The 17,976-nt window shown below is 49.0% G+C and carries 14 protein-coding genes and 1 pseudogene; 3 read left to right on the forward strand and 12 right to left on the reverse strand.

Annotated features, from left to right (window positions below; genetic code table 11):
• Nucleotides 1-113: pseudogene (locus tag CHL74_RS16330) on the forward strand (ISAon1 family transposase); the annotation flags it as partial.
• Nucleotides 114-1,078: 965 nt separating this feature from the next.
• On the opposite strand, the gene CHL74_RS12130 reads toward CHL74_RS16330, so the two are convergent.
• Both CHL74_RS12130 and CHL74_RS12135 read right to left on the reverse strand, forming a co-directional pair.
• Complete coding sequence (locus tag CHL74_RS12130; RefSeq protein ID WP_094881453.1) at nt 1,079-1,777, reverse strand: winged helix-turn-helix domain-containing protein; 699 nt, start codon at nt 1,775-1,777, stop codon at nt 1,079-1,081.
• A gap of 27 nt (nt 1,778-1,804) precedes the next feature.
• Nucleotides 1,805-2,503: a nitroreductase family protein gene (locus CHL74_RS12135; RefSeq protein ID WP_254923299.1), complete on the reverse strand. Its 699-nt coding sequence runs from the start codon at nt 2,501-2,503 to the stop codon at nt 1,805-1,807.
• Nucleotides 2,504-2,623: 120 nt separating this feature from the next.
• Here CHL74_RS12135 and CHL74_RS12140 point away from each other — a divergent pair, with 120 nt between their 5' ends.
• Complete coding sequence (locus CHL74_RS12140) at nt 2,624-4,213, forward strand: ATP-binding protein (protein ID WP_094881456.1); 1,590 nt, start codon at nt 2,624-2,626, stop codon at nt 4,211-4,213.
• A gap of 61 nt (nt 4,214-4,274) precedes the next feature.
• Here the strand turns inward: CHL74_RS12140 and CHL74_RS12145 are convergent, their stop codons facing one another.
• Entirely contained in the window at nt 4,275-5,843 is a 1,569-nt protein-coding gene (locus tag CHL74_RS12145) for an ATP-binding protein (protein WP_094881457.1), read from the reverse strand.
• A gap of 648 nt (nt 5,844-6,491) precedes the next feature.
• On the opposite strand from CHL74_RS12145, the gene CHL74_RS12150 reads away from it, so the two are divergent.
• Nucleotides 6,492-9,299, forward strand: a complete 2,808-nt coding sequence (locus CHL74_RS12150) for an outer membrane beta-barrel protein (protein WP_094881458.1) — start codon at nt 6,492-6,494, stop codon at nt 9,297-9,299.
• Between the two features lie 101 nt (nt 9,300-9,400).
• On the opposite strand, the gene CHL74_RS12155 is transcribed toward CHL74_RS12150, so the two are convergent.
• From CHL74_RS12155 to rfbC, 9 genes are all read right to left on the reverse strand, one after another.
• The gene (locus tag CHL74_RS12155; RefSeq protein ID WP_094881459.1) at nt 9,401-9,850 is read right to left on the reverse strand and encodes a copper resistance protein NlpE; all 450 of its coding nucleotides are present in this window, start codon (nt 9,848-9,850) and stop codon (nt 9,401-9,403) included.
• A 5-nt stretch (nt 9,851-9,855) separates the two neighbouring features.
• Entirely contained in the window at nt 9,856-10,368 is a 513-nt protein-coding gene (locus CHL74_RS12160) for a thioredoxin family protein (protein ID WP_094881461.1), read from the reverse strand.
• 20 nt (nt 10,369-10,388) lie between these two features.
• Nucleotides 10,389-10,898: a nitroreductase family protein gene (locus tag CHL74_RS12165; protein WP_094881462.1), complete on the reverse strand. Its 510-nt coding sequence runs from the start codon at nt 10,896-10,898 to the stop codon at nt 10,389-10,391.
• Nucleotides 10,899-10,918: 20 nt separating this feature from the next.
• Nucleotides 10,919-13,393, reverse strand: coding sequence for a bifunctional UDP-N-acetylmuramoyl-tripeptide:D-alanyl-D-alanine ligase/alanine racemase (locus CHL74_RS12170; protein WP_094881463.1), 2,475 nt, complete (start codon nt 13,391-13,393; stop codon nt 10,919-10,921).
• A gap of 116 nt (nt 13,394-13,509) precedes the next feature.
• On the reverse strand, nt 13,510-14,655 hold the full coding sequence (locus CHL74_RS12175) for a DEAD/DEAH box helicase (RefSeq protein WP_141241321.1): 1,146 nt from the start codon (nt 14,653-14,655) through the stop codon (nt 13,510-13,512).
• Complete coding sequence (locus CHL74_RS12180; protein ID WP_094881465.1) at nt 14,607-15,077, reverse strand: DEAD/DEAH box helicase; 471 nt, start codon at nt 15,075-15,077, stop codon at nt 14,607-14,609. Before CHL74_RS12180 ends, CHL74_RS12175 begins: the two co-directional genes overlap by 49 nt.
• 155 nt (nt 15,078-15,232) lie before the next feature.
• Complete coding sequence (locus CHL74_RS12185; protein ID WP_094881466.1) at nt 15,233-16,369, reverse strand: dTDP-glucose 4,6-dehydratase; 1,137 nt, start codon at nt 16,367-16,369, stop codon at nt 15,233-15,235.
• Between the two features lie 48 nt (nt 16,370-16,417).
• A complete protein-coding gene (gene rfbD / locus CHL74_RS12190; protein WP_094881467.1) occupies nt 16,418-17,329 on the reverse strand; it encodes a dTDP-4-dehydrorhamnose reductase in 912 nt (303 codons plus the stop codon).
• 53 nt (nt 17,330-17,382) lie between these two features.
• On the reverse strand, nt 17,383-17,955 hold the full coding sequence (rfbC, locus tag CHL74_RS12195; protein ID WP_094881468.1) for a dTDP-4-dehydrorhamnose 3,5-epimerase: 573 nt from the start codon (nt 17,953-17,955) through the stop codon (nt 17,383-17,385).
• Nucleotides 17,956-17,976 lie beyond the last annotated feature (21 nt).

The following is a 17,976-nucleotide window of genomic DNA, read 5'->3' on the forward strand; positions in this document are numbered from 1 at the left end:
CAGCTGAATCCTTTAATGCAAAAATCAAAGCTTTCAGAGCATCACTAAGGGGCATCGTTGATGAAAAGTTTTTTCTGTATCGACTTGCAAAGATTTATGCTTATCCCCACTAAATTTCCACTGAGCCAGAAGTAGATATCCAGCACCGGCGAATAGCTCTTGTCATCATTCCGGCTTGTTGCTCTGTATTGGCGGTTGCCGTCCTTGATGTCCATAATGGTAAAGTTGTCGGGAGCTTCATTGAATGATCCGCTCAAAGAAGCCTGAAAGACGGTTGCCGTGGAGTCAGCCCAGTTATATGTTAGTTTCGTATCGTAAGCCAAGGATTTACGAAGCGACTCCACGCTGTTACGTTCGACGGTGTAGACGCTGCCGTCCGTCAAGGTATATTCTGCCAACTGCGTGCTCTTTGCACCTTTGGTTCTGAAACCGCTAAGATCGTACGAAAGCGCCCATTCGCTCTTGCCACGGTTCCACTTGCCGTAAACCATACCATCGCCTTGCAACGTAGTTAGCGCTGAGGTAAGGTCCGTGCCAACGGTATATCCGCTCTCGTTTCTGCGTGTCACTATATCAATGACATAGGCTATGCCGTCACCATAACGGACTCCTGGACTGTTTATGAAGTCAATCTTCACGATGTCCTTAGGATTGAGAGCCAACATCTCCTGTTTGCCTACTACGATACCATTCACTCGAAGCTGAACTCCTCCCCTATTGTCAATGGCAGTAATGGTGTGGTTGATATTGTCTATACGAAGATTGGCGAGAGTGAGTTTCTCAAGAAAGCTGTAGCCATTGCTGGAAGCCTGCTTCTGAGCATCGGTAGGATAAATAATCATACCGTCAGCCTTGTTCACAACCTTGGCTGCCTTAACCGTAACCTCATCGAGCGTAACGGTTTTCTCCACATCCTGAGCATAAGCACAGAATGTGGAAGAAAGAATAATGGAAAGTGTAATCAATCGTTTCATTTGCACCATTTTTTTGATTTTCGATGCAAATATATATTCTCCTTGTAATAAAGCCAATTTATCTGTCTGACATTTCCCTGACAATTGGCTGACAACCATCCTATCTATTTGAGTTTCAGACTATAGCTCTTGCCTCTGTCCGACTCTATCTTCAGACGGCTATGAGCTTCGATGATTGGCTTAATGCGTCGTACAAGAGTGTAGAGCGTATCGCTGGCGTCAGGTTTCTTCGGCCATAAACGGTCACAAATCTCCTGTTTTGAGAGAGTATGCGTGTCCGTCAGCATAAACATCTCGAGCAGGGAATGCTGCATTGGTGTAAGACGGATCTGTTCGCCCGAAAGCGTCATAAACTTGTCGCCATTGAGCACAATGCCTCCGTACGCCAAACCTTGCGCCACCAGTTCCGGCCTTTTCCGCTTCACATACCACAGACTACCCAACAGCCACGCCATACCGACAAACATAAGAGAGCCGGAAGCCTTCTGGTCAGACATCATGAATGTCGCAGCAAAGCCACAGTTGGCCTCTGCCACCATCTTCGTCTCCCAACGTCCGTCCCTACGAACAGTACGCATGGCAATGCCTGCCGTATCCTTCAATTCGGCAATGGTCAGACAGTTACGATAACAGCGTATGGTGTCTGTGGTTACCACATTGTCAGGCATCTTCGTCAGAACCTGCTCCAATGCCCTATTTACGTCCTGCGCTATCATATTCTCCGTTCTGCTATAGCTGTTGATGCTGGTGCACAATGCACAAAGCATGATAAAGCAGAATACTATGTATGGAAGTGTCTTCATAATTGTTCTCTTTATATAAAAAGGACGTTACGCCCAATCGAAGTTTTCCGTTCCTGCTCCTATTTCGAAGTGCAGTCTGGCTATGCCAATGTCCATCTTGGTGTAGCCCACCATTGAGAAGCCTCGCTTGGCAAGAACCTTCGGCTTCTCTCCTGTGCCTTGCTCTTGCGGCAAGAGAGTGAAGGAGAATTTCTGCTGATTGATGGCTGTTGGCGCCATCAGCACGGCTTCCACTCCCTTGCGAAACCATTCGGGCGAGTCGCTGCCGACGTTGCTCACCTGCTCAGCGGTCTTGCTCTTGCGCTTATGTCCCTGTGTGGCGCCATATCCCAAGGCTATCATGCACGTCAGCTTCTCGTCGTTGCCCACGCTGTAAGCCTCGTCCACTCTGCGATAGCTCAGTCCTGCCCAGCAGGTGTTCAGTCCGAGAGTCTGCGCCAGCAGCACCAGTTGCTCCCCGTAATAGCCCACACGCTCGTCCAGGTCGTCAGCCTTCCTGCCGACCATTACAATGTAGTTCTCCACTCCAGAGAACTTGCCGTACGAGAAGAGTCCCGTGAAAGCTCGTGTCTCGTTGGTGACAAGCTGTATGTGCAGCCCTCCCTCAGCGTTACATTCCTCTATCTTCTTCCGTAACGTCTCAACTATTTCTGCCGACAGCGGCTTGTGAACGTACCTGCGCACGCTATGTCTCAGCATTATTGCTTCCTGTAATGTCATCGTCATATATACTTTAATGTTTATCTGATGTCAAAGATACACATTTTTTTCTTTATGAAAGATATCAGAAGAATATTTGTACGAATCATTAAAATAAAGTATATTTGTAAATCAAAACAACTGATTATGAAATATCCTATCGGCATACAAGATTTTAAGACTATACGCAAGGACGGTTTTGTATACGTAGACAAGACTGCGCTGTTGTATAAGTTGGCAGATGAAGGCAAAACTTACTTTCTGAGTCGTCCAAGACGATTCGGAAAGAGTCTACTTGTGTCAACGCTTAAATATTATTTCAGTGGGGAGAAGAGTCTCTTCACAGGACTTGCCATTGATTCGTTGGAGACAAAATGGGAGCAATATCCTATATTTCATATCGACTTTAACGGAAGCGACTTCACCGTTCCCCATACCCTGCAACGGCTTATCAAGGGACGCGTGGAAGACTGGGAGCGCGAATACGACTTCCAAGGAAACCCCGACTATTCACCTGGCGAACGCTTTGTCAGACTGCTTGCCCACGTACATAAGCAGACCGGCAAACAAGGCGTGGTACTCATCGACGAGTATGACAAGCCGTTGCTTGACGTGCTCGACACAGAGCGTAAGGTAAGACTTGACGACGACGAACTGTTGATGGAGGACTATAACCGTGAGACGCTCAAAGGCTTTTATTCAGCTTTCAAGGCTGCCGACCAAGACTTGCGATTCGTGCTGCTGACGGGTGTCACAAAGTTCTCGCAGGTGAGCGTCTTCAGCGGATTCAATCAGCCCGAGGACATCAGCATGAACTCAAAGTATGATGCGATATGTGGCATAACGAAGGAGGAGCTGGAAACGGTGTTCCATGACGAGATTGACGCAATGGCAGAGGAAATGGGCGTGACTTCCGAAGAAGTGCGCGATATGCTGCAACGTCATTATGACGGCTATCACTTCAGCTATAAGATGACCGACATCTTCAATCCCTTCAGCGTTCTTAATGCGCTCAACAGTCGTAGCATTCAGGATTACTGGTTCCGCACCGGCACACCAACTTACCTTGTCCGCCTTCTCAGACATACCAACGAGAATCTGAACGACCTGACTGGCAATTACTATGACACATCAGAGTTTGTTGACTATAGAGCTGACGTGGAGCGCCCGTTGCCGATGATTTATCAGAGCGGCTATCTGACGATAAAGGATTACGACCCCTACTCCAACTCCTATCTGCTCGACCTGCCGAACAACGAGGTGAAGAAAGGCTTCTTGACGCTCATCGCCTCCAACTATCTTGGCACAAAAGAGTCGGCAACAACGCTTGCCATTCAGCTTTATCGCGCCATACAGCTTAACGACCTCAACGTATGGCGCAAAAGCCTCACGGCATTCTTTGCCAGCATTCCTTACACTATGCGCCGCAAGGATATGGAAACGGAGAAGGAACGCTATTTCCACTATACGTTCTACCTGATTTTCCGCATTCTCAGCACCTATATTGTGCTTACCGAAAAGCAGCAGAGCGAGGGAAGGGCAGACTGCATTATCGAAACCAAGACCAACGTCTACATCTTCGAATTCAAGCTTGACGGCACAGCTGACGAGGCATTGCAGCAAATCGAAGACAAGGGCTACGCACGTCCGTACGAGGCAGACAGTCGCCAAGTACGCAAAATAGGCGTCAGCTTCTCGTCGAAGACTGGCACTATAGAAGAATGGAAAGAGGCTTAATGGAAACAGAATCATAATTATTTGAGGGATGCCAAAGATTATTTGGCATCCCTCATAGTTTTTACCCTTCCTTTATTCTCCATTCTCCGATCGTTCGTTTAAGGCTGTCATAGTTTACGCCGACCTTTATCAGGCGCTTGCCCTCTGCCGAATACGGAATAAGATAGCCCTTGTCGTCAATCTGTTGCAGGGCAGCATCGGCAGAACCATCGTATTTCAGCTCCATCACGTATATGGCGTCCGGCAAGTGCAGCACGGCGTCTGCTCTGCCTATTGCGCTACATTCCTCCACCTTTATGTAAGCTCCCATAAGATTGAAGATAAGATAGAACACAGTCTGGAAGTCGCGCTCGTTCTTATTTGACAGCTGATTGGAGATGCTTGCCAAATACGCCTGCATCTTCTGCAAAGCCCCGTCCATATTGTTCTCCAACAGATTCTCAAGAAAATCAAATACGAATCCGTTATTGTCGAGCTGTATTGGCGACAGATAGTTAGGTGCAAGCGACTTTACCATTCCTATGCGCACTTCCTTGTTAGGATAGTCCAGCTGATATTTCTGTAGTATAGGATTATACTTCTTTATGGTGAGATAACCGCTCTGATAAAGAAGCGGCAAGGCAGAAGTCATCTGTTCGGGCGACACGTCGAAGTCGTCAACCGATGCGCTCTTCTTCTCTATGTCCATCACGCCCACATGATATTTCTGCAAGGTCTTTATCAGATAGCTCGGCGTACCCGAACTGAACCAGTAGGCAGCAACCTTCTTGTTTCGCAAAGCCTTGACAAGGCTAAACGGATTGAAGACATCCTCTGCGTGTTCGCTGAAATGATAGCCATCATAAAAGTCGGTAAGCTCAGCCACCATCTCATCGAACGTAACGCCGTTGGCTTTAGCGAGCAATTCCACATCAGACTTCATCTGCGTAAGCAGTTCCGTCTTACTTATTCCGCAGATGGCAGAATAATGGTCGTACATGCTTATGTTGTCGAGATTGTTAAGCTCGCTGAAGATGCTCAGTTGAGAGAATTTGGTTATGCCCGTGATAAACACAAACTTAAGGTAAGGGTCGAGCGACTTTATCGGACTGTAGAAGTTCTGCATTATACGGCGCAACTTCTGCAAGTTGTCCTTCTCGTGTACCACATCAAGCAGCGGAGCATCATATTCGTCAATAAGAATGACCACCTTCTGACCGGTTTGTTCGCAAGCACGCATTACAAGATATTGCAGACGTTGGTTGGGATTTTCCGCTCCTTCCTCACGTCCGTATATCTTCTCATATCCCTGAAGTTTAAGATTCAATTCGCTAAGAAGACCTTTATCATCCATGTGCTTCGCCGTGCTCATGTCGAAGTGAAGCACCGGATGCTTCACCCACTCCTTCTCATAATCGGCAATGGCAAGACCGTCAAACAGTTCCTTGCGGCCCTCGAAATAAGCCTTAAGAGTTGAGATAAAAAGAGACTTGCCGAATCGCCGTGGGCGACTCAGAAACAAATATTGCGAACCGTTTTTCATCATCTTCACAATATATTTTGTCTTGTCTATATACATGTAGTTTCCTTCGCGTATCTTATCGAAGGTCTGCATTCCAACCGGATATTTCCTTATCTCTTGCGTCTCCATAGACTTGTGGTTTTATTATTTCGTTGTGAAGTTACAAATAAATAGCCAAACGTGCAACTCAATCTTCAGATTTTTATTAGTTTTGCGTAGCGAAACAATAACATTTCCACCATGCAAATATTGTCAAAATAGTAAAAACATGTTACAAAATAAAAATTGATTATAGAGTTCTGGTTTGCTGTTTTTACGGTGTTCTGCTGTGCAGACAGCACCAACACTTAACGATAAAGCCTCTTTTACACTCTGATAGTGCCACTATTAGAGCACAAAAGAGGCTCTGTTGTATGAGAAAAGTGGCAGTATTAGAGTGTAAAAGAGGCTCTATAGCAGAAAAAAGTAGGGCTTTGTGAGTCTTATTTTATAACGTTTCGGCAAGAGAACCGCATAACACGCTGTGTATAAACGAATTGTCCACAAACGCTCAAAACTCAAGAATTTCGCACCAAAGATTTTGTTGTGCGCCGAGGTCATAGTATTGAGCATCAGAAATGCAAATATAGTCTTTCCAAAACCTATTGTTTTAGCGCATTTTGCCACAATTCCCCCCCCGCAAAAACAATACGTTTTTTTATTGAAAAACTTATAGGCTTTTCATTTTTTTTACTACATTTGCAAATCTTAAACATAACCCTTTTAAATAATCAGCTTATGGGAAACTTTATTAAGAAACTATTTGTTGTATTGCTGCTCGCTCTTGTGCAGACAGCTGTATGTAATGCCGACTCGTTCAAGGGCAAGATAGTGAACGCCGAGACGGGCGAGATACTTGTTGGAGCGACTATACGCAGTGAGATCAACCCGCAGCCAGGATGGTCGATTCAGACCAGCAGTGAGACAGACAGCACCGGATGCTTCATTCTCGATACGAGTTCGGAGGGCCGCATTATGTTCACGTTCAGCATGATAGGATATAAGAATTCGCGCAAGGTGGACTATGCCTACGGTCCTGAGGTGAAGGACACCACAGACTTTGGCGTCATAAAGCTGCAGCCTACGGCGCTTATGCTGAAGGAGGTGGAGGTGACGGCAAAGGTGCCGCGCATTACGATGTCGGGCGACACCATTGTGTTTAATCCCGAAGCATTCAAGCTGAAAGAAGGAGCACGCCTCGACGAGCTTATCAAGAAGTTGCCGGGAGTGGAGCGCCGTGACGGCAAACTCTACTGGAACAACAAGCCCATACGCATGATGATGAACGGTAAGGACCTGTTCGGTGGTGACCAGATTATAGGTCAGTTGCCTGCCGAGGTGGCTAACAAGCTGAAGCTCTATGACCGCAAGTCGGAGCTGGCTCGTCACACGGGTAATGACGACGGCGAAGAAGACCAAGTGCTTGACATTCAGGTGAAGCCCGGTTTCCTCGATAAATGGTATGGCGACGTAAAGGCTCAATATCAGACCAAGAAGAGATATATGTTCGAAGGAAACGCCCGTAAGCTCAGCGACCACGACCCGCAGATGCTTTACCTACAGGCAAACAATGCCAACCGCTACGTCGACAAGACAATGAATTCAACAATGAACTCTAACATCGACGGCGACGGCAAGAGCCAATACGGATCGTACAACTATCAGCACAACTGGCATACCAAGGGTACGAGCCAATACTCGAACAACAGATTTGACATCAGCGCCAACTTAGGACACTACGATGGATGGAACACTATAGGCAAGTCCACCGAGACTTTCTTCCCCAACAAGGAGCACACCTTCGCCGTGTCTGAAAACTATCACTACAAGCATAACTTTAAGCCACATATGGAGGCACGACTCTTCGCCTACACCGACTCCGTGAACACCATCAGCGTGACGGCGAAAGCCTCCTACGAGAAGAGCAGAAAAACCAACGAGGACAAAGGGGCTTCGTATGGCTATGAACCGAACAAGTTTGAATATCACTCGCTCAATGCCGCTCTTGCCGCAAAGCCCGGCGACGCGCTTTACGAACGTCTCATCACGCGCAACCGCAATTATCAGTCTTCCGAGCAGCAGGACCGCAACTTATACGTAGAATATGCGTGGGAGCACTTCATCGGAAAGAGCGGTTCGTTCTCGCTGAAAGGCTACACACAAATAAGCGGGAACAACGAGGACACACATAACAACCGCGACCTGGAATATCTGCGTGAGAAGCGAAGCGAGACAGTCTGGCAGTTCTATTCACGCGACAACAAAGAGCTGACCACCAAGCTCGGCGCCACGTTCGAGCATTGGCTCGGCAAGAAGGTGTATGTCAACATCACAGACAACGTGAAATACTCTCGCACTAACACCACACGCGACTTCTTCACCGACAACAACAAGCAGAACGTCGTGGACGGCACGCCTACAACGCTCGACCCGAACAACACCATGAGCAACCTCATGCATACATGGACCAACCAGTTGACGCTAAAGTCTACCATCACTCCTGTGAAGGCGCTTATGATTATGCCTAAGTTCAGCTGGAACGTCAACCGCGAGAAGAGCGACTATCGCTACGGACAGCTCGACACCACAGCCGTGCGCACAAGCCAGACCTACGAGCCGTCGATATTCCTGAAATGGAAGATGAGCCGCGTACGCAACATGGACCTCTCGTTTGCATATAACACCACCGTGCCCGAACTCGTAAGCACCTTCGGATATCGCAACACAGTAGACCCGCTGTATATCTATACGGGCAATCCAATGTTGCGCAATTCGCACAGCCACACCACTACGTACAACTATCACCGCATGTGGCTGCGCAAGCAGATAGTCTTAGGACTGAGCGCATCATACAACAAGGACATCAATCCCATAGCCACACTCTACAGCTACGACTCGTCCACAGGCGTGTATGAGAGCAAGCCGATGAACGTGAAGGGTGGCGACATGTTGACGTTCGGACTGAATTACGACCAAGGCATCGGCGTTTACTTCCGCCTGATGAACAAGTTTGCGCTGGAGACAGCCAAGTCGTACGGATTCCTTACCATCGTGGACAACAACGACCCCAACGCCGTGCCTGAGCTCAACCTTCAGAAGCGTCTTGGCATTAACGAGAACTTCGAGTTTTCGTATGAGGCAGAGAAGGTGCAGCTGACGCTGTTCAACCGTCTGGAATGGAACCGCTATCGTTACGACGACGCTTCTTACAACACCAATCCGTTGTATAACAGCGTCGGAATAAACGCAACGCTGCGTCTCTCGCCCTTCCAGGTGTTCATGCAGTTGTCTGACGATTTCCGCTCCGGCTATGCCACTTCAGCAATGAACGGTCACAAGCTGGTGTCGTGGGCGTCCGTCAGCTACAGTTTCTGCAAGAACAAGTGCCAACTGTCGCTTTTCGTGGACGACATATTCAACAAGGACATCATGTACGATAGCGAATACTCGGCATATCAGCGCAGCGAAAGTTCGGCAAACTACATACACCACTACGCCAACCTGAGCTTCACATACAGATTTGATGCGAAGGCTAAGAAGAAATAAACTCGTTCGCTTGAGAAATAAAAAAAACGGGAACAGCAGACTTTTCAATAAGTCCGCTGTTCCCGTTTTTACTTATAGGGATTTCCGAAAAAATGTTGTTCTTACTTCTTTGTCAGCACATAGAGCTTTGCTGTTTCGCCTTCCGGCTCATTGCCGAGCGAGTCTGTCATGACTATGCTCTTGCTGTCCTTCACCTTATAGAAGCTGTGCTCGCCGCTTGAGGGGCGCACAAGCATCATCACGTTGCCGTCAAGAACCTGCAGCACGCCGCTTGCCTCGTCGTGTCCGTCCTTGCGGTCGATGTAGTCCTGCTGGAGCTGATAGGTGCTGTCAGCGTTAATGGTGAGGACGGTCTTTATGCCCGGACAGTCGGCAGCGGGCAACGTGCCCTCGTAGGTGCCGGCAACAGCAGCCAGATCAACGTCAGCGCTGACAGAATCAGCAACGCATACCGAATCGTTCTTCGTTTCATCCTGAGCGGTCTTCTTGCCATTGCAAGAGACCATCATTGCAGCAGCAATTACTGCAAGATACATAAATTTGTTTTTCATACCTTTTAAGTGTTGTTGTTATTTACTGCTTTCGGTGTCCAGTTCCTGAAGAACCGCAACACCTTCTTCTCGCTATATCCCTTTCCTTCCTCAAGGAAGCTCGAGTCCTGGATGTGCAGCACATTGCCTTCCGAGTCGAGCACCACGAAGACGGGGAAACCGAAGCGAGCCGGATTGCCAAGACGTTTCATCAGCTTGGCAGCGTTGTTGGCAGAAGCGTCGCCGCCGCTCTTGCGCGGATCATAGTTGACGTGGATAAGCTCGAAGTTGTCGCTGACCATCTTGCTCACCTCCTGGTCCTTCTCCACGAAGTCAGCGAAGCGCAGACACCACGGACACCAGTTGCCGCCCACCTGACAGACCACATACTTGCCGTCCGCCTTTGCCTTCACGAGAGCATTGTCAATCTGTTCCATCGGATTGATGTTCTCGTTATACACCTTCTTGAGCGCCTCCTGTGCGTTCGCCACAGCCACAGTCACGGAAAAGAGAACAGCTATGATGAATGACTTTTTCATTGTCTTACGTTTTTTATCAGTTAAATCTCCTCCACAATCTCTGCCATCGGCTTGCGCTTCTTCTCTGCATGAGGGCAGTCGGCAGCCACATGACCGAGGGGGATGATTGCCATAGTCTCGAATTCGTCCGACGGGAACAGCTCGTTCATGACGCTGGTGTCGTAATTGCACACCCAGCAAGTGCCCAGACCACGCTCAGTAGCGGCAAGGCAGAGGTGCTCGGTAGCGATAGCTACGTCCACGTCGCCGTGCTTCTTGTCGTCATAACTGCGTGTCCAGCAGACATTGTTGTTCTTCATACAGACGATATAGAGCGGTGCCGTGCGAAACCATTCGCGGTCGTAAGCACGCCACAGCTTCTGCTTTGCCTCCTCGCTGCGCACAATCACAAACTTCCACGGCTGCTTGTTAACAGCCGACGGGGCAAGGCGCACACACTCCATTATATAGTCAAGGTCGGACTGTGCCACCGGCTCGGCTGTATACTTGCGTGCCGAGAAACGCTTTTCTGACAGTTCGAGAATATTCATATATATCGGTAAATGTTGGTTTAGTCCTGATAATACACTCTCTTCACACGGTTGCTTATTCCTGTAAGCACCTCGTACGGGATGGTGTCGATGGCATCGGACAGCACGGTCACGGGCAGTTCTTCGCCGAAGATAATCACCTGGTCGCCCTCCTTGCAGTCGATGTCCGTCACGTCAATCATTGCCACGTCCATGCATATATTGCCCACGTATTCAGCATGCTTGCCGTTAACAAGGCAGTAGCAGTGGCGATTGCCGAGATGACGGTTCAGTCCGTCGGCATATCCGATAGGAATGGCGGCAATGCGCGAAGGACGAGAGAGCGTACCACGGCGACTGTAACCGACGGTCTCGTCAGCCGGAATGTCATGTATCTGGAGGATGGTGGTCTTCAGCGTGGTGACGTTGTTGAGCATCGAGTTGTCGCGCGAGTCATAACCGTAGAGTCCGAGTCCAAGGCGGCACATGTCGAGCTGGCGCTCCGGGAAGTGCTCAATGCCCGCAGAGTTGTCGATGTGTCGGAGTATCTTGTGCGGGAATGCGGCACAAAGCTGGCTGCTACCCTTCTCGAAGAGTTCGAACTGGTGAGCCGAGAACTCGTCGAAGGAGTCAGAATCGCTACCCACGAAGTGTGAGAAGACAGAGCGTGGGATGACAGACGACTGATGTTTCAGACGGTCTATCAGCTCCGGCATGTCCTTCAGCGGATCGAAGCCGAGACGGTGCATGCCAGTATCCAGCTTGATGTGTACGGGGAAGTTGCTTATGCCGTTCTTCTGCGCCTCACGCACAAGGGCGTCAAGAAGGCGGAAGGAATAGACCTCCGGCTCCAAGTCGTAATCAAACATGGTCTTGAACGCCGACATCTCCGGGTTCATAATCATGATGTTTGACGTTATGCCGTTCTTGCGGAGCGTCACACCCTCGTCAGCCACAGCCACAGCCAGATAGTCCACACGATGGTCTTGCAGCGTCTTGGCTATCTCCACCGCACCAGCGCCGTAGGCATCTGCCTTTATCATACAGACGAGCTTGGTTTCGGGACGCATAAAGGAACGATAGAAGTTGAGGTTCTTCACCACATTGGAGAGGTTCACCTCCAGAATGGTCTCATGCACCTTCTTTACCAACAGTTCGGTGATGTTGTCGAAACCGAAGCGGCGTGCTCCCTTTATAAGGATAACCTCATTGCGCAATGTCTCGAACACGTCGCTGTGAATAAACGACGTTACGTCATGGAAGAAGTGCTTCTCCTTCACCTTTATGAGGTCAGCATGAGCCATTATCTGCGGTCCGATGCCGATAATCTTGTCCACACCACGCTGTACGGAGAGGTTGCTCACCTCGGTATAGAGTTCTTCCAGGGGTTCACCTGTCTGATAGATGTCGCTGAGGATGAGCGTGCGTCCCTGTCCCTTGTGGTCAGGACGACGGTTCATAAAGTCGAGGGCTATGTCGAGCGAATTGATATCAGAGTTATACGAGTCGTTGATAAGCGTACATCCGTGGATTCCCTCCTTCACCTCCAGGCGCATTGCCACAGGCTCAAGAGCCTCCATGCGCTCTGCTATGTGCTCCTTGGCGAGTCCGAGATGGAGCGCCACAACGGCTGTAGTAACGGAGTTTCTCACGGAAGCCTCATCTATGAACGGAAGGTTATATTCTCCTGTCTCACCTTTATATATATAATGTATAGTGGACGTGAAGTCCTTCTTCTCCACCTTCTCCACGAAGAGCGCGGCGCTGCGGTCCTTCATTGACCATGAAAGATTCTCTCCCTTATAGTCGATGCCGGCTACCACCTGGTCCACTATCTCGTCGTCCTTGCAATAGACAATGGTCTTGGCGTCGTGGAAGAGCTCCACCTTCTCGTGACATTTCTCCTCAAGTGACGAGAAATTGCGCTGATGTGCGTCGCCGATGAATGTCAGCACAGCGATGTCGGGCTGGATGATGCCTCTCAGAGCCTGCATCTCACCCGGTTCGGAGATGCCTGCCTCGAACACGCCCACCTGACTCTGCTCGTTAAGCAGCCATACGGAGAGCGGCACACCAATCTGCGAGTTGTAGCTGCGCGGCGAACGTGTCACCTTCAATTCTGGAGAAAGGAGCTGATAGAGCCACTCCTTCACGATGGTCTTTCCGTTGGAGCCAGTGATGCCCACGATGGGGATGTCATACTCCTCACGATGACGCTCGGCAAGTCGCTGAAGGGCAACGAGCGAACTCTCCACCTTCAGGAAGTTGGCGTCCGGATATGCTGTGTCATAATCAGCCGGAACATCCTCCACCACAAAGTTTCTGACACCACGTCTGTAGAGGTCAGGGATGTAGGCATGACCGTCTCCCCTGCCCGACTTGAGAGCGAAGAAGAGAGTCTCCTCTGCAAAGCAGAGCGAACGGCTGTCGGTAAGTAAGAAGCCGATGTTGGCATCTGTGGCGCCGAAGCGATGTGCTCCTATCAGCGTCGTCACTTTTTCTATTGTATAAGTCATCTTTCCGTAAAATGTTTTATATCGGTGCAAACTTACACAAAATCGGTGTAACAAGCAAGATATCTTACGTTTTTATTAGTTTTCGTCTTTACTTTCTACAGTTTGCAGGGCATTTTTCAGTATCCCCACTTCGTATCCAACTTCACTTCCTCGGTATTGATGACGTTCTGGGTGAGCAAGGCTCGGTTGTCTGACAGAATCTTTATCTCCAGATAATCAGCAGGATAATACACCTTGCCGTTCCTTATCAGTATTCCCATCCTGTTGGGAGCTATCTCAAAGATGGCGAATCCACCGACGAAGTCGTGTATTTTTCTGTATATTGGTTGCAGTATGATGTCATCGCCCACACGAAGCCCCCATCGTCCGGAAACTTCAAAGGGCTTCACGTTCTGAAGATACTCATAGCGTTGCTTGCGGGTCTGTTCCTGCTTCAGCTTGTCATACTGCGCCACGAACACCATATCATTGTTAGGCACTATCACTCTATTTGATTTCTTGGCATGAGTAGGTAACGATCCCTTGCCCGCCCTAAGTCCAGAGTACATCGCCTCCCAGTTACGGTCATTGTCAGGCAGACCGAACTTACGGTAGTTTCCCACATTATCCAATATCATGCACACCTTATCCTTCTGCTTATGATTGATGCGCAGTCCACGCCCCACCATCTGCAGATACTTGGCAAGCGACAGCGTAGGACGTGCCATCTGAATATACTCCACATCCGGGCAGTCGAAGCCCTCGTCAAAGAGATTAACGTTCACCAGACAGTCCAACTCGCCCTTTCTGAAATCCTCCACCATCCGCTGGCGAGTCTTCGAAGGCGTCTTGCTGTCCAAAGCCACCGCCTTCAGCCCCATCGCCACGTAATAGTCGGCAATGGTCTGGGCATGACTGATGTCGATGGCATAAACGATGCCCTTCTTTCCTTCGGCATACTTCGCCACGCTGTCATACAGTCGCTTGATGGATTGTGGCACATTCAGCTTCTCATCCATCTCCTTGATTGAATAGTCGCCGTCGCTGCCGCGGGCTTTCAGAGAGTTGACGGTCAACTGGTCCTGCGAGTACTGCCCTATCACCACATAGTCGTAGGGAGCGAGATAGCCACGCTTGATGAAATCCTTGGTTGACGGTGAAGTCAGAAGTCGCTCAAACAGCTTGCCGAACGACTCGCGCTTCATGCGACAAGGCGTAGCCGTCATGCCCAACTTCAATGCTTCCTTGTTGCGTTGGAACAGATCCTGATAAGAGCTTGCCAAGGATGGTGAGCCTCATCCACCACTATCAGCCCAGGTCTGCATCCCTTCCTCTCCAACTCAATGATATGCCTACCAAGCCATTGGATGGACAGCACGCGTATTCTGACCTTGGCTTTCAGCACATCTTCCTTCTCGCCATACTCCAGGCAGAATCGGTCGAGAGTCTGCTGCATCTGCTCCACCAGCTCACGCCGATGCGCAACAATCCATACCTCCCCCGTTTCATGGTTATCAATAAACCACTTCACCACCGAAGCCATCACGTACGTCTTACCCGTACCCGTCGGCATCTGCACAATCACAGAGTTGCCGTCAGCACCGCCCAACGTCCTACGGTATCTGGCAATCCCAGTAGAGGTCAGCATCTTGATGATGTTCTCCAACATCACCTCCTGATAGTCATAAAGCTTGATTGTCTTCATTAAATGTTTGAACTGCCAAGACAAACATAAGAGGCTATGGCATCCCCACCATAGCCAAGCATACACGCTTCATTTAGTAGTTATTATTTGGCAGGATGCGAACAAAGCGAAGCCAATTAATAACTACTAAATAAAAAATAATAATTTTAGATAGATTATCTATCCTTATACATATTCTCATAATACTTCTGGTAATCGCCAGAAGTTACGTTGTCCATCCAGTCCTGGTTCTCGAGATACCACTTCACGGTCTTCTCAATACCCTCCTCAAACTGGAGCGACGGCTCCCAACCAAGTTCCTTCTGGAGCTTGCGAGAGTCGATGGCATAACGGGCATCATGACCCAAACGGTCGGTTACGTGGGTGATAAGATCCATATCCTCACCCTCCTTTCTGCCGAGCAGACGGTCAACAGTCTTGATTACCACCTTGATGATATCGATGTTCTTCCACTCGTTGAAGCCACCGATGTTGTAAGTCTCGGCAATCTTGCCTTCATGGAAAATCATGTCGATGGCACGCGCATGATCCTCCACATACAACCAGTCGCGGACATTCTCACCCTTACCATAAACCGGCAACGGCTTGCGATGACGGATGTTGTTGATGAACAACGGAATCAGCTTCTCCGGGAACTGATACGGACCATAGTTGTTAGAGCAGTTGGTCACGATGGTAGGCATGCCGTAAGTATCGTGGAAAGCACGGACGAAGTGGTCAGAGCTTGCCTTGGATGCAGAGTACGGAGAGTGAGGGTTATACTTGGTTGTCTCCAGGAAGAACTCCTCGCCATAAGCCTCGTGGTTCTTGCCGCTTGAAGCCTTGGTGGTGAAAGGAGCAGGAACGCCCTCAGGATGAGTCATCTCCAATGCGCCATACACCTCATCAGTAGAAATATGGTAGAAACGCTTGCCCTCGTATTTCTCCGGCAGGCTTTCCCAATAGAGCTTCGCTGCCTGAAGCAGAGTCAGCGTACCCATGACATTAGTGCGTGCGAAGGTGAACGGATCCTTTATGCTTCTGTCAACATGACTCTCGGCAGCAAGATGGATGATGCCATCGATGTGCTCATCCTGCATCAGCTTATAGAAAGCATCGAAGTCGCAGATGTCCATCTTTACAAACTTATAGTTAGGCTTATCCTCAATGTCCTTAAGGTTAGCCAAGTTGCCGGCATAAGTCAACTTATCAAGGCAGATGATATTATATTCAGGGTATTTGTTCACGAAGAGGCGAACAACGTGAGAGCCGATAAAACCGGCACCACCGGTAATCACAATATTTCTTTTCATTATTTTATATGTTGATTGTTTATATCGTTGCAAAATGCTGAGAAGCCTTTATTTATTCTGAAGATTTGCAATACATTTCTCCAGAGAATCCACCCAGTAAGGCACCTTTACACCGAAGGTTTCCTTGATGCTTCTCTTGTCAAGCACAGAGTAAGCGGGACGAGTCACGGGAGAGGGATATTCTGAACTGTAACATGGCTGGATGTCACACTCTGTATGACCGGCAATACGTGCAATCATCTGTGTGAAGTCATACCACGAGCAAACGCCCTCATTAGAGAAATGATATACGCCGACGTATTTCGTATTGTCTGCCTCAGCCTCCATCTTTCCAAGAATGGTCTGGATGGCATTGGCGAGGTCGAGAGCGTATGTAGGAGTGCCACACTGGTCGAACACCACCTTCAACTGAGGCTTTGTGGCAGTAAGGTTGAGCATAGTCTTGCAGAAGTTCTTGCCGAACTCTGAATACAGCCATGCCGTACGGATGATGACGTACTTACAGCCGGTGGCAATGATCTTCTGCTCGCCATGAAGCTTTGTCATACCGTAAACACCGGTTGGAGTTCCCTTCTGATCCGGATTGCAGGGCACGTTGTAAGGCTCCTTGCCGAACACGTAGTCCGTGCTTATCTGGACAAGCACGCCGTCCGCCTCCTTCATTGCCGTGGCAAGGTTCTCCGGAGCGTCAGCATTCAGCTTCTCTGCGAGAGCAGCCAGCTTCTCATCCGTCTCACAGGCGTCCACATTTGTCCATGCAGCACAGTTTATGATTGCCTTTACATTGTTTTCCTTCACCATCTTGCGGATGGCGTCCATATCAGTAATGTCAAGGTAAGTGGTCTCCTGACCCTCCACCTGATTGACATCCGTGAAAATGTAATGGTCCGCAGAATTTCTGCTGACGATACGCATCTCATTGCCAAGCTGACCGTTGGCACCGGTTACTAATATATTCATATTATAAAAGTGTTAAATCCAAAATACAATCTTCTACTCTCTTTTACCGCCACCTATTTATACAGGTCCACGTTGATGTCAAAAGGACTGTCAAAGTCTTTAAGCAGTTCGTGTTTGGTGTCCTTCTCTGAAAGGATGGCATGTTCTGTGGGGATTCGCCAGTCGATGTTCAGGCTATCGTCCAGAATACTGATGCCGCCATCAGCCTCAGGATGATAGAAGTTGTCACACTTATACTGGAACACCGCTGTCTCGCTGAGAACGGCAAAGCCATGCGCAAAGCCGCGCGGCACGAAGAACTGTCTGTGGTTGTCCTCAGTGAGTTCCACGGCAACGTGCTTGCCGTATGTAGGCGAACCCTTGCGAATGTCCACAGCCACATCCAGCACTCTTCCCTTCACGCATCTCACCAGCTTACTCTGTGTGAACGGCGGACGTTGGAAATGCAAGCCTCGCATCACGCCATAGCTGCTCATGCTCTCATTATCCTGGCAGAAGTCAATATGACGCACCTTCTCGTCAAACTCCCTTTGTGAAAAACTCTCGAAGAAATATCCACGAGCATCCTTAAAGATCCGCGGCTCAATAATCACCACGTCCTCAATCTCAGTCTTTATTACTTCCATTGTGTTTATTTGATTAATTTT

The sequence above is a fragment of the Prevotella sp. 885 genome, assembly GCF_002265625.1.
GTDB lineage: Bacteria > Bacteroidota > Bacteroidia > Bacteroidales > Bacteroidaceae > Prevotella.

What these genes read in the sequence shown, in the direction of transcription:
- CHL74_RS12140 (WP_094881456.1), top strand. Translation starts at nt 2,624, where the DNA reads ATGAAATATCCTATCGGCATACAAGATTTTAAGACTATACGCAAGGAC.
- CHL74_RS12130 (WP_094881453.1), bottom strand. Translation starts at nt 1,777, where the DNA reads ATGAAGACACTTCCATACATAGTATTCTGCTTTATCATGCTTTGTGCA.
- CHL74_RS12160 (WP_094881461.1), bottom strand. Translation starts at nt 10,368, where the DNA reads ATGAAAAAGTCATTCATCATAGCTGTTCTCTTTTCCGTGACTGTGGCT.
- CHL74_RS12180 (WP_094881465.1), bottom strand. Translation starts at nt 15,077, where the DNA reads ATGAAGACAATCAAGCTTTATGACTATCAGGAGGTGATGTTGGAGAAC.
- CHL74_RS12150 (WP_094881458.1), top strand. Translation starts at nt 6,492, where the DNA reads ATGGGAAACTTTATTAAGAAACTATTTGTTGTATTGCTGCTCGCTCTT.
- CHL74_RS12135 (WP_254923299.1), bottom strand. Translation starts at nt 2,503, where the DNA reads ATGACGATGACATTACAGGAAGCAATAATGCTGAGACATAGCGTGCGC.
- CHL74_RS12165 (WP_094881462.1), bottom strand. Translation starts at nt 10,898, where the DNA reads ATGAATATTCTCGAACTGTCAGAAAAGCGTTTCTCGGCACGCAAGTAT.
- CHL74_RS12170 (WP_094881463.1), bottom strand. Translation starts at nt 13,393, where the DNA reads ATGACTTATACAATAGAAAAAGTGACGACGCTGATAGGAGCACATCGC.
- CHL74_RS12185 (WP_094881466.1), bottom strand. Translation starts at nt 16,369, where the DNA reads ATGAAAAGAAATATTGTGATTACCGGTGGTGCCGGTTTTATCGGCTCT.
- rfbD (WP_094881467.1), bottom strand. Translation starts at nt 17,329, where the DNA reads ATGAATATATTAGTAACCGGTGCCAACGGTCAGCTTGGCAATGAGATG.
- CHL74_RS12145 (WP_094881457.1), bottom strand. Translation starts at nt 5,843, where the DNA reads ATGGAGACGCAAGAGATAAGGAAATATCCGGTTGGAATGCAGACCTTC.
- CHL74_RS12155 (WP_094881459.1), bottom strand. Translation starts at nt 9,850, where the DNA reads ATGAAAAACAAATTTATGTATCTTGCAGTAATTGCTGCTGCAATGATG.
- rfbC (WP_094881468.1), bottom strand. Translation starts at nt 17,955, where the DNA reads ATGGAAGTAATAAAGACTGAGATTGAGGACGTGGTGATTATTGAGCCG.